Genomic DNA, 11,765 nt, shown 5'->3' on the forward strand with positions numbered 1-11,765 from the left:
TCCCCTATGATTCTTGCTGGCTCGGACATGCGCTGTTCGAGCCGATGGTGGGCGTAGCTCAGCTGGTAGAGCATCGCGTTGTGGTCGCGAGGGTCGCGGGTTCAAGCCCCGTCGCTCACCCCATCAGAACGGCCCGTCCGAGAGGACGGGCCGTTTGCCATTTCAGACTCCGCACCCATCGTCAGCCAAGCCCCTTCGCACGTTCCCGGAGCGCGTCGCGGACCAACTGCGCAGGTCGGTCGAGAGGTGAGTCGGCCCTGTAGACGATCTCGGAGACGATCCTGCCCTCCCCCTGGATCGGCACCCACGCTCCGGCAGTCGCGACCCCTGGCAGGTTCGCGGGTACTCCGACACCTACACCGATCCCCGCGTCAACCATGGTGACAATGTGATAGATGCTGGACACCTCTGCGACCACATTCGCCGTGGGCAGCCCGGCAGCGAGACCTTCGCCCAACGTGGTGTCTCGACGCATCGAAATGAGCGGCCAGGGAGCGATCTCGTGCCACGACACCGAACTTCGGTCGTACAACTCATGCCCTGGCAAGACATAGATAGCCATGGGAGTGACCGCGACCGCCTCCCTGCGAAGCTGACCTGACACGGTCCCGCCGAGAGAGCTCAACACAGCGAGATCGAGGAGTCCTCGGGTGACGCGGTCGAGGATGTCACCGGAAGGGCCGTCAATGACCTGGACCCGGACGCCCATGTGCTGGGACCTGATCTCGGCGACGACCGGTGTGAGCAAGAGCGCCGCCAGGATCGGGTTGGCGCCCACGCGCACCCTCCCGACGAGGCGGTGGGAGTAGGTAGAGGCTGCGTCGAGCAGCGCACGTTGCGCGGCAATGAGCTCCTCAGCTCGCGGCAACAGAGCAGCGCCCGCCGACGTGAGCACGACGCCCTGACGGGTCCGCCGGAGGAGGTGCGTATCGAGTTCCTCTTCTAGGGCAGTGATCTGCTCACCCAAGACTGACTGAGTGACCTGGAGCCGGTTGGCGGCGGCGCGCAGCGACCCGGCACGGACCGCTTCAACGAAGTAGATCGCTCGCTCGACTCGCACGTGAAACTCCCATTTCGTGAGCGGTTTTCCCGGACACCCATGATCGCACAGGGCCTCTTCCCCAGCGACGAAGTGCGCCCCAGAGTGGTGGTTGTCCACATTGGCATGACCATCAACGGAGAACACGTGTCTTCTGCACCCCTAAACGGCGTTCGAGTCCTCGACGTGTCGACCGTGCTCGCGGCGCCGCTCAGCTGCGCCCTGCTCGGAGAGCTCGGCGCGGACGTGGTCAAGGTCGAGCACCCGGCCGGCGGTGATCCCACCCGGAGCTATCCGCCCCTACATGACGGCGTGTCCGTCGCCTGGGAGCAGTTCGGTCGCGGCAAGCGGAGCGTCGCTCTGGACCTGCACGAACCCGAGGGTGTCGCGCTGCTTCATGAGCTGATCCGTACGTGTGAGGTCGTCGTGACAAACTTCCGGGCGCCGACCGCGAACCGTTTCGGCCTGGACTTCGAAACAGTCAGCGCGTTGCGACCCGGCATCGTCATGTTCCATCTGACCGCCTTCGGTCGTACCGGTCCTTACGCCGACCGGCCGGGCTTCGCCCGAGTCGTCGAGGCATTCGCCGGCCTGACCCACCGCACCGGCGACGCGGAAGGGCCACCGCGGTTCTCCGGCTACCCCATCGCCGACGGCGTCGGGGGAATCTACGGTGCGTTCAGCATCCTCGCCGCCATGCGACAGCGCGACCTCACCGGTGAGGCGCAACTGGTCGACCTCGGGTTGTACGAGCCGATGCTACGCATGATGGAGGACTTCATCGGGACCTACGGCGCGACCGGGGTGAGTGCCGGACGGATCGGCAACGGCAACCCGGCGGTAGTGCCGAACGGGCTCTTTCCCACCGCCGACCGACGCTGGGTGGTACTGCCCGCCTCCACCGACGGCATGTGGCGCCGCCTGCTGCGTGTCCTGGACCGGCCCGACCTGGAGTCGTTCGACACGATGGCGGCCAGAGTCGATCATCGTGACCTCATCGACGACGCTGTCGCTCGGTTCACCGCGAGCTATCCGTTGGACGACCTGCTTGCTGTCCTGCACGAGGCCGGGATCGCGGCCGCGCCGGTCAATACGGCCGAAGACATCGTGGCCGACCCCCATGTCCAGGCTCGCGGGTCGATCCTGCGTGTTCAGGCCCGAGACGGCAGCGACGCCATGATCGTCGGGCCGGCCGGACGGTACTCGGGTTTCGACTTCGCCCAGCGCGGCCCTGCGCCAGCACTGGGCGAGCACACCGACGAGGTGCTGGCCCAGTTGAAGGGCGTGACAACCGCCGACATCCACGGGCTTCGTGCGCGAGGCGTCATCCGATGACGCTGACCATGCCCTGCCGCCGCACCGCCCGAGGAGAGGACCCCATGCCCATCATCGCCATGCACACCACCACGAGGAGCCACCGATGACGAACGCCGATGTCTCCATCATCGGACTCGCGGTCCTGTTGACACTCTCACTCGTGCCGCGCGCCCACCTGGGGCTGGCGGCCTTTCCTGCCGCCTTCATCGTCGCCGGGATCACCGGCGTCGACGCCGACGACTTCGCCACCTTCTTCCCGTCGGGGTTCTTCACCCTGATCGTGGGCGTCATGGCGCTCTTCGCGATCATCCAGATGACTGGCGCGATGGACGCCATCCTCTCCGTGGCTCGGCGCCTGGCCGGGGGAAAGGTGGTTCTCCTACCCGTCGTCGCCTTCGCCGTCGGCGCGCTGCTTGCGTGCATCGGCACTCTCCCGGTCGCGGCCATCGCAATCGCGGCGCCGCTCACCATGGGGATGGCCAAGACCTACCGCCTGCCGCAGTTCCTGATGGCGGCCTCCATGCTGAACGGCATCCTATGCGGCCTCTTCTCGCCGATCGCCGTGTTCGGGCTGACATCCAACGCGGAGATCGACAAGCTCGGGATCGACATGCCGAGCCTCAGCAACGTGGCGCTCACCCTCATCCCTTTGGCGATCGGCGTCGCCCTGACTGCGATCTTGATGTTCGTCTATCGCCACCGGCTACGCGAGTGCGCGGCCCAGACCAGCTCAGTCCGAGTGGATGCCGACCAGGACCAGCGACGCGGTGGACGCCCGGCCATGATCGGCGCTCTTGTGGCACTCGCGCTGCTCGTCATCGCCGGCGTGGGCTTCGATCTCAACATGGGCTACGTAGGCTTCCTTCTGGCCTTCGTCCTGATGATGGCGTTCAAGCTGGAGTCGCGCGACATCATCGACCGCGTCCCATGGGGTGCCGTGGTTCTCATCTGCGGGCTCCTGACCTATCTGGGCCTCATGGAACACCTGGGAGCCTTCAAACGACTCGGCGAGCTGCTCACTATCGGTGACAGCGCGGTACTGGGGCTGCTCGTACTGTGTTACATCGCCGCGATCACCTCCTTCCTCGCCAACTCCATCGCCGTGATCGTCACGGTCCTGCCGCTTCTACCGCCACTGATCGACGCCGGGGTCAACCCGCTCGGCGCGGTCTTGGCCGTGCTGCTCTCGGCGGTCCTGGTCGACCTGAACCCGATCGGCGCGACCGGCGGGCTTGTTCTCGGAGCTACCACCACGGACAGTCGGCAGCGGCTCTTCCGTCAGATGCTCGCCTGGGGCCTGGGAGCCGTCGCGATGGCGCCGGTCACGATGTGGGCGTTGTTCGGCCTGTGGTGAACTCGCACCCGCACTCGTCCGAGTCGGGCGAGGATCTGCCTGACTACCGGTTCCTGCTCGCCAACGAACGCACCCTGCTCGCGTGGATCCGCACGAGCCTGGCCATGTCCGCCGCCGGCGCCGGTGTGGTGATTCTCAGCGCGACCGAACACCTGCCGTATGCGGCGGGCTGGAGCGCGGCGACGCTCGGAGCGGTTGGGGGCCTTCTCGCCGTCGATGCCACCATTCGCTGGCGCCGGTCGTCCAGCGCGATCTGCGCCGGCGCGCCGTTGCCGCCCCTCGGACTTCGGAGCGTGGTGCTCGCCGCCGCGGCGGTCATGGCGTGCTGCTGTCCGGCGTTGTTCGCGCTTCTCGGGGAGTGAGGGAACCATGGTCAACAATCGTCCGGCGCCGCAGGACCCGAGCCTCGCGCGCGAGCGAACCGCGATGTCGCGTACGCGTACTGCGCTGACCGCGATCGTCCTCGCGACGATAGTGTGTCGGGCGGCCCAGAGTCAGTCGGACAGTCTCGGCACCGCGACGGTTGTGATCGCGCTCGTCATACTGCTCTGCGTCGTCGCGGCTGCGCTAGGAGTACTGCTGGCCGGTTGGCGGTCGTCCTGTCTCGCGCTCGCGTGCGCGGCTGCCCTCTTCGGACTCGCTGTGGCGATGCTGTCGATTGCTCTGGCGGCGCACACCGATCCGGCATCAGCCCACCCCGCAGGCCATACTCGGCCTTGGATTCCCGTAGATACCTGACTAAAGTCAGTTATATGACAGTGGACACCTCGGTGATGCGCAAGTTCAACATGAGCTACGTCCGGCGGGTGGGAGCGCTCGAGGACTCCTTCCTCGGCAGCGGCCTCCCCTATGGCACGGCCCGGATTCTCTACGAGATCGGGCTCGCCGCCTCCGACTCAGCTTCGGCCACTACCGTGCAGGACCTGAGGACCAGGCTGGGTGGCCTCGACTCCGGCTACGTCAGCCGGATGCTGCGGACGCTGGAGAGCAAGGGGTACGTCGCGATGGACCGCGACCCCTCCGACGGCCGCCGCCGGCTGGTGGCGCTCACCGAGGACGGCCTCAAGCAGTGGGACGACCTCGAGCGCCGCTCCGAGGAGCGCGCCCATCTGCTGCTCGATCCGCTGACCCAGCGGCAGCGCGACCGCCTCAACGAGGCGCTGGCGACGGCCGACCTGCTGGTACGGGCCGCCGCGATCACCATCGAGCAGGTCGACCCGCGCGACCCGATGGCCCAGGAGGCGATGGGCCACTACTTCGCCGAGATCGGCGACCGCTTCGGGTTCACCGTCGGCGACGAGGGCTTCGGCGACGACCCCTCCCTGCGCGCGCCCCACGGCGCCTTCTTCGTGGCCGCCAGCGACGGCGCCCCGGTCGCCTCCGGTGCGGTCCGCGAGTTCGAGGGCACCGGCGAGATCAAGCGCATGTGGGTCGACCCCGCCTGGCGCGGCGCGGGCCTCGGCTCACGCCTGCTGCGCCACCTGGAGGCCGAGGCGCTGCGGCTGGGCCACCGGGTCGTACGCCTCGACACCCGCGACGTCCTCAGCGAGGCGATCGGGATGTACGAGCGGGCCGGCTACGAGCGCATCGACCGCTACAACGACAACCCCCACGCCACCCACTTCTTCCGCAAGCAGCTGGTCTAGACGTACGTCTCCAACCGCTCCAGCGGCGGCTGGGCGCTGGGGTGCGCGACCGCGGCGGCGCCGACCGCGCAGGCCGTACGCAGCGCCTGCTCGTCCGGTGTGCCGGCCTGGATCGCGAGGGCGAGCGCAGCGGAGAACGCGTCGCCGGCGCCGACGGTGTTGACCACGTCCGGCGCCGGCGCGGCGGGGACGCGAGCAGTCTCGGTGCCCTCGGTGATCATGGCCGCGCCCGAGGCGCCGTAGGTCACCGCGACCCGGCGGGCCGCACGCAGCTCGGGCATGGCGGCGTACTCGGTCTCGTTGACGATGAAAAGGTCCACCCGCTCGACGAGGTCGGCCGGGAGGGGCTGTGCCGGGGCGGCGTTGAGCGCGACGAACCCCGGCGTCCGCGCTGCGACGGCACGGACCACCTCCAGGGACAGCTCGAGCTGCATCAGCGCGGCCTCGTCCGCCCCGACCGAGATCCCATCGACGCCGACCGACGCGTTGGCGCCGCTGCACACCACGATCTGGTTCTCCCCGGCCGTGTCGACGGCGATCAGCGCCGTGCCGGTCGGCGAGTCGGTGATGCGGATGTCTGCGACGTCGACCCCGGCGGCCCGGATCGTCTCGACCGCCCAAGCACCGTCGGCATCGGAGCCGACCGCGCCGACCATCCGCACGCGGGCCCCCAGCCGGCTCGCCGCGACCGCCTGATTGGCACCCTTCCCACCGACGTCACGGCGCAGCCGACCACCACCGACGGTCTCTCCGGCGCCGGGCAACCGCTCGACGGCCGCCGTCAGGTCGACGTTGATGCTCCCGACGACGACCAGGTCCTGTGGAGGGGGCACCGGCATCAGGGGCGTACGAGACCGATGCAGGAGTAGGGCAGGCCCGAGATGCGCTCCACCGGCACGTCGCGCGCCTCGGCGAGCTTCTTGACGGGGCCCAGGTCGGTGTCATGGGCCGGGTCCACCAGGATCTTCGCCGGCTCGCCGTGCAGCAGCAGCCGGAGGGTCTCGTCGACGCCGGCTTGAACGAGGCTGACGTCGCCGTCCGCGAACTTCTCCGCGACCTCCTCGACCGCGTCCCAGCCCACCCAGGTGGGCGTGTGGTCGCCGCCGAGGTGGGCATCGAGATCGAGCATCACCTTGGTGCGCACGATCGGGAAGCGGGCCGCGACGGTGTCGATGAACTTCCTGGACACGTCGGCCGGAGCCAGGTCGGCGTGGAACACCGCGCCGTGGAAGTCGTTGGGGCCGACCCGGTCGTCGTCGATGACGGGGCGCGAGACGAGGCCCGAGACGGTCGACCCGAGGGACGCCGACGGGATCAGGTAGTCCTCACGGGTGCCGTAGACCGCCACGCTCCGGCCCGGGTCGGCGAGGACCGCGAGCTCCGGGGAGAACGGCGAGGCCAGATGGGCGTCGAGCGTCGAGTTGGCCTTCTCGACCGACGCGGCCAACTCGCGGGCGATCGCGCCCGTGCCGGTCCACCCGTCCACGAACATCACCTGGGCGGGGTCGTGGTGGGCGGCGAGGTAGGCGAGCGCGGTCTGGTCGATGCCGCGCCCGCGGATCATCGAGATCGCGTAGTGGGGCAGGTCGAGCCCGTGCACGCGCTGCGCCCAGCGCCGCATCAGCACCCCGATCGGGATGCCGGCACGTACCAGGGAGACCAGCACGGCATCCTGCCCGCGCCTGGCGAGCACCTGCTCGGTGACCAGGCCGATGGCGTACGCGACTCGCTGGGCCGATGCGGTCAGGGCCTCGTCGAAGAGCTCCCGGTGTGCCTCTGCGTGCTCCTCGGCCGGCGCGTCCGCCGGGTCCGCGGACAGGTCGTTGAGCAGCCAGGCGACGTCGTCGCGGTCGTAGGAGCCGAAGGCCGGCCCGTGGAGCGGAGCAGGCAGCTGCCGGGCAGGCTGGTCGTGGCGCGGCTCCGGGGCGTACGCCGGGATGGTCACGACCACGACCCGCGGCGCGATCCGGGCGAGCTGGTCGACCAGGCCGCCCTCTTCGTGCAGCGCGGGGGTGTCGGCCGGCTCGTCGACGACCAGCACGATCGTCTCGAACGCACCCTCATGCAGGTTGTAGGCGAAGCGTGGCCCGTCGCCGTCGGCCGGGTCGTCGTGGGACGGAAAGGTGATCGCGGTGCGGATCGCGTAGCCCGGGTCGTCGACGTCGAGCACCGGCGAGCGCGTGGTCGTCGAGTAGGTGATCTCGTGGCGGCGGCCCTCGGCCGCGCGCCGGTCCGCCAGCGCGGAGGCGATCCGCAGCGGTGCGTACATCAGCTCCTCGGTGCCGAGGACGTGCACCGGGCCGTCGGGGATGCGGCCGGCGACGGCCGCGGCGGTCACCGTGACGGCCGACTCGTAGGAGCCGGAGGCGCCGGCCGTGAAGCCGTGGCGGCCACCCTCCGGGACGGCGCGTGGCCAGGTCGCGACGACCTGGACGACCTCGCCGCGAGGACGCCGGCTCGGCTCGACCCCGGCCAGCTGACGGAGGTTCTCGACGGTGTCGATGAGCCGGTTGCCGTTGTCGGCGAGGTCCTCGGGCAGTTCGATCTCGCCGCTCGCGAGGGAGACCACGTCCAACGTCGCGCGCAGCCGCTTGATCGAGCGCTCCATCCGGCCACGGTCGGCCTCCGAGCGCAGGTCGACCAGCGCGGCCACGACGTAGTGCTTGTGCGGAAACTTCTTGTGCAGTGCCCGGATGGTGTTGACGACCGTCTTTCCGGTGATGACCTCGTCGTCGACCAGCACCAGGGTCTCGGCACGGGCGAGGAAAGCCGGGTCGGCGGGGAGCAGCCGGTGGGCGGTCGCGTGCGAGTGCTCCTCGAAGAAGTCGGCGACGGACTCGATGCCGTCGACGACCCGGCGGGTGGAGTGCAGGTAGGGCGCCCCGAGGGCGTCGGCGACGAGATGGCCGAGCGCGGTCGCGGTCTCGGCGTAGCCGAGGACCACCGCGTCACCGGTGGCCGCGGCGCGCGCCTTGGCTCCCAGGCGCAGCCCGGCGTCGGTCACCAGACGCGGGTCGGTCGGGACGTGCTTGCCGAGGACGGAGGAGACCAGGAGCTGTGCCCGACGGGGGTTGCGTCGCACCGCCAGACCGACCAGATCGGTGAGCATCATCCCGCTCGGCGCGTCGGTCGTCCGCAGACGCACGCCCAGACGTTCGGCCACCCAGGTGCCTGACCAGCCGCTCGCTTCGTCTCTCACAGGTGACATTCTCCCCCAATGCTCCTCGTCTGACTCAACCGCACGCAGGGCACCCGTGTCCACTGCAGGCCCCGTCCTGACGGGCTATACGTCCAGAATGAGAACACGTTCTTGTCGGTGGTGGCGGGGACCATTAGGTTCCGGACATGCCTCGTCGCTCGGGAAGCTTCGGAATCGTGGCCGCCGCGGCGGCCGTGCTCGCCTTCGGGACCTCGCTGCTGAGCCCGGTCGGGCCCGCCGGCGCAGACCCGGCGGAGGCTGATCCAACGAAGGGGGCCCAACGGCTGTCCCGCGAGGGGCGCTGGCTGGTCGACCAGCACGGCCGGGTCGTGCTGGTGCACGGGCAGAACCTGGTCTGGAAGCACGATCCGTACGTCCCACCCGACTCGCCCGAGGGCTTCACCGCGGCCGACGCGGAATGGCTGGCGGAGCACGGCTTCAACGGCGCCCGGATCGGCACCCTGTGGGCGGGCGTGACCCCGGACGCCCCCGGGCAGGTCGACGAGGACTACCTCGACGACTGGCAGCGGGTGATCGACCTGCTCGCCGACAAGGGCATCTGGATGCAGTACGACTTCCACCAGGACATGTGGCACGAGACCTACGGCGGCGAGGGCGTGCCCGACTGGGCAGCGAAACGGCCGGCGCCCTACAACCTGCACCCGCCGATCAAGCTGTCCTTCCCGGCGACGTACATCACGCCCGAGCTGGCCACCGTCTACGACAACTTCTGGGCGAACAGGAACGGCGTGCAGGACGGCTGGGCCGCGGCCTGGGGCGCGGTCGCGCAGCGGTGGGGCGACCAGCCCTACTCGATGGGCTACGACCTCATCAACGAGCCGTGGGCGGGCCGGGAGTGGCTGACCTGCCCGATCACCGGGTGCGCGAGCTCCTACCGGGACGAGTTCCAGCCGGCGTACGAGAGGGCGACGGCGGCGATCCGCCGGTCCGACCCCGACGGGATCGTCTGGTACGAGTCGCAGCTGCTCGCCAATCAGGTCCCCAACTCGAGCTTCGGGCCGGCCAACGACGACCAGGTCGGCTACTCCTGGCACAGCTACTGCCCCTACGGCTATCTCGACTCCCAGGGCATCCCGATCGGGGTCAGCGGCTGCAAGGACTACGACGAGACGCACAACCTCAAGGCGCTCGAGCAGGCCGAGACGATGGGCGCGACCAACCTGATGTCGGAGTTCGGCGCGACCGACAACACCGAGCTGCTGGCCATCGACACCGCCTCGGCCGACGACCACTTCACCTCCTGGATGCACTGGGCCTACAAGCACTGGGACGACCCGACCACCGCCGACGGCGCGCAGGGGATGTTCGCGGACGACGCCGATCTCTCGACGGTGAAGTCCGAGAAGCTGCGTACGCTGGTCCGCACCTACCCGCAGGCCACGGCCGGCACCCCCGTCGACCTCTCCTTCGACCCCGCCACCGGCGCGTTCAGCTACACCTACGAGCCATCCGCGGAGATCGACGAGCCGACCGAGATCTTCGTCAGCCCGATCCACTACCCCTCCGGGCCGGACATCGCCGTCGAGGGCGGCAAGGTCGTCGGCGAGGCCGAGCACAACCGGATCCTGGTCAAGGCGAGCGGAACGGAACCGGTGACGGTCACGATTGACTAAGGTGGCCATGCCCCCTCGTCGGTCCAGCCATCGGAGGATCAGTTGTCCGTCTCGCTCGCCAAGGGACAGTCGGTCTCGCTCACCACAGGTGACGGCAGCAGCATGACGCACGTACGGATAGCGCTCGGTTGGGACGCGGTCAGACAGGGTCTCTTCGGCGGGTTCCGTGGCGCCGACGTCGACATGGACGCCTCCGCGATCCTCTACGACGCGGCCGGCGGCCACCTCGACCAGGCCTGGTTCCGGCAGCTGAAGTCCAGGGACGGCGCCGTCGTCCACACCGGCGACAACCGCACCGGTGCCGGCGAGGGCGATGACGAGTCGATCATCGTCCATCTCGACCGTGTGCCGGCCGAGGTCGCGCAGATCGTGTTCACGATCAACTCCTTCACCGGACAGAGCTTCGCCCAGATCCAGAACGCCTTCTGCCGCCTAGTCGACGAGAACACCCACACCGAGATCGCCCGCTTCGACGTGAGCCAGACCGGCCCGCACACCGCCGAGATCATGGCCAAGGTCAGCCGTCAGGACGGCGGCTGGGCGATGACCGCGCTCGGCGAGATCGGCAACGGGCGTACGTTCCAGGACCTGCTGCCCTCCATCGCCCCGACGCTCTGAGCAGTGAGGTCGCGGTCAGCCGAGTGAGCCGACGCCGACGACGGTGAGGCCGGCGCCGAGGACCGTGACGCCGAGCGCGGCCAGGATCGGGGTGACCTTCGCCGCGACCTGGAGGGAGGTCTTCGACTCGGCGACGCGGACCACGAGGTTGTTGCCGGCCAGGGCCAGCAGGCCGACGCCGAACAGGATCGTCGCCATGCCCAGGCCGAAGGTGATCACCAGCAACAGCGCGAACGCCGAGCGGCCGGCGAACAGGCCGGTCACCAGGACCAGGAAGGCGCCCGGGGACGGGGTCAGGCCGCCGGAGATGCCGAGCAGGACGATGCCGGGACGGCGTACGCCTGACTGGCCGTGACCGTGCCCGCCCGAGTGGCCGTGTGAGTGCCCGTGGGAATGCCCGTGCCCGGTCCCCGAGCGAGCAGCGCGCCAGTGCCGGCGCAGCAGCCAGAGCCCGGTGCCGATGATCAGCACCCCGGCGACGATCTGCAGCCCGGCGGTGAGGTTCTCCAGGCGTACGAGATCCGAGAGCGAGAAGAACGCCCACGCCACCGCGATGACCAGCACCGAGAAGGTGTGCATCACCGCCACCGAGCCGCCCAGCCAGGCCGCGTCGCGCACCCGGCCCTCCGCGCCGATCAGGTACGCCGCCGCCAGGGTCTTGCCGTGGCCCGGCGCGATCGCGTGCGCAGCGCCGGCGGCGAAGGCGAGCACGAAGGCGGCCGCGGCGATGCCGGGCTCGTCCAGATAGCCCTGCACGCGCTCGACCAGAGCCGCCGCGCCGAACCAGTCACCCGTCAAGAAATCGTCCATGTCAGACGCAAACGATGGCACAGAGTTTCGTCGCCGGATACGGCTGCGGCAAGCGTTTACCCACCGGACAGACGGGCGTCGACAACGCCGCTCGGCCACGTTCACCGGATCTCAGGATCCTCGTCCAATGGCCGGGCGTGTGCCTCGG

The 11,765-nt window shown here is 69.5% G+C and carries 10 protein-coding genes and 1 tRNA gene; 7 read left to right on the forward strand and 4 right to left on the reverse strand.

Annotated features, from left to right (window positions below; all coding sequences use genetic code 11):
* Positions 1–47 precede the first annotated feature (47 nt).
* Positions 48–123 (forward strand) — tRNA-His (locus ABZU72_RS07630).
* Positions 124–181: 58 nt separating this feature from the next.
* Here the strand turns inward: ABZU72_RS07630 and ABZU72_RS07635 are convergent.
* Complete coding sequence (locus tag ABZU72_RS07635; RefSeq protein WP_355018257.1) at positions 182–1,060, reverse strand: LysR family transcriptional regulator; 879 nt, start codon at positions 1,058–1,060, stop codon at positions 182–184.
* A gap of 105 nt (positions 1,061–1,165) precedes the next feature.
* Here ABZU72_RS07635 and ABZU72_RS07640 point away from each other — a divergent pair, with 105 nt between their 5' ends.
* From ABZU72_RS07640 to ABZU72_RS07655, 4 genes are all read left to right on the forward strand, one after another.
* The gene (locus ABZU72_RS07640) at positions 1,166–2,374 is read left to right on the forward strand and encodes a CoA transferase (RefSeq protein WP_355018258.1); all 1,209 of its coding nucleotides are present in this window, start codon (positions 1,166–1,168) and stop codon (positions 2,372–2,374) included.
* A gap of 85 nt (positions 2,375–2,459) precedes the next feature.
* Positions 2,460–3,710, forward strand: coding sequence for an SLC13 family permease (locus ABZU72_RS07645; RefSeq protein ID WP_355018259.1), 1,251 nt, complete (start codon positions 2,460–2,462; stop codon positions 3,708–3,710).
* A complete protein-coding gene (locus ABZU72_RS07650) occupies positions 3,704–4,072 on the forward strand; it encodes a DUF202 domain-containing protein (protein ID WP_355018260.1) in 369 nt (122 codons plus the stop codon). The genes ABZU72_RS07645 and ABZU72_RS07650 overlap by 7 nt, the downstream gene beginning before the upstream one ends.
* A 390-nt stretch (positions 4,073–4,462) precedes the next feature.
* Positions 4,463–5,356, forward strand: a complete 894-nt coding sequence (locus ABZU72_RS07655) for a bifunctional helix-turn-helix transcriptional regulator/GNAT family N-acetyltransferase (RefSeq protein WP_355018261.1) — start codon at positions 4,463–4,465, stop codon at positions 5,354–5,356.
* Here ABZU72_RS07655 and ABZU72_RS07660 read toward each other — a convergent pair.
* Positions 5,353–6,189: a ribokinase gene (locus ABZU72_RS07660; RefSeq protein ID WP_355018262.1), complete on the reverse strand. Its 837-nt coding sequence runs from the start codon at positions 6,187–6,189 to the stop codon at positions 5,353–5,355. The genes ABZU72_RS07655 and ABZU72_RS07660 overlap by 4 nt on opposite strands.
* Positions 6,190–6,194: 5 nt before the next feature.
* Positions 6,195–8,555: a phosphoribosyltransferase domain-containing protein gene (locus tag ABZU72_RS07665; RefSeq protein ID WP_355018263.1), complete on the reverse strand. Its 2,361-nt coding sequence runs from the start codon at positions 8,553–8,555 to the stop codon at positions 6,195–6,197.
* A gap of 146 nt (positions 8,556–8,701) precedes the next feature.
* Here ABZU72_RS07665 and ABZU72_RS07670 point away from each other — a divergent pair, with 146 nt between their 5' ends.
* Together ABZU72_RS07670 and ABZU72_RS07675 are read left to right on the forward strand one after the other, a co-directional pair.
* Positions 8,702–10,189, forward strand: coding sequence for a cellulase family glycosylhydrolase (locus ABZU72_RS07670; protein WP_355018264.1), 1,488 nt, complete (start codon positions 8,702–8,704; stop codon positions 10,187–10,189).
* 42 nt (positions 10,190–10,231) lie between these two features.
* Complete coding sequence (locus tag ABZU72_RS07675) at positions 10,232–10,807, forward strand: TerD family protein (RefSeq protein WP_355018265.1); 576 nt, start codon at positions 10,232–10,234, stop codon at positions 10,805–10,807.
* A 15-nt stretch (positions 10,808–10,822) separates the two neighbouring features.
* On the opposite strand, the gene ABZU72_RS07680 is transcribed toward ABZU72_RS07675, so the two are convergent.
* A complete protein-coding gene (locus ABZU72_RS07680) occupies positions 10,823–11,617 on the reverse strand; it encodes a cobalt transporter (protein WP_355018266.1) in 795 nt (264 codons plus the stop codon).
* Positions 11,618–11,765: the final 148 nt, after the last annotated feature.

The organism is Nocardioides sp. NPDC004968, assembly GCF_040608935.1.
In the GTDB taxonomy this organism is placed as follows: domain Bacteria; phylum Actinomycetota; class Actinomycetes; order Propionibacteriales; family Nocardioidaceae; genus Nocardioides.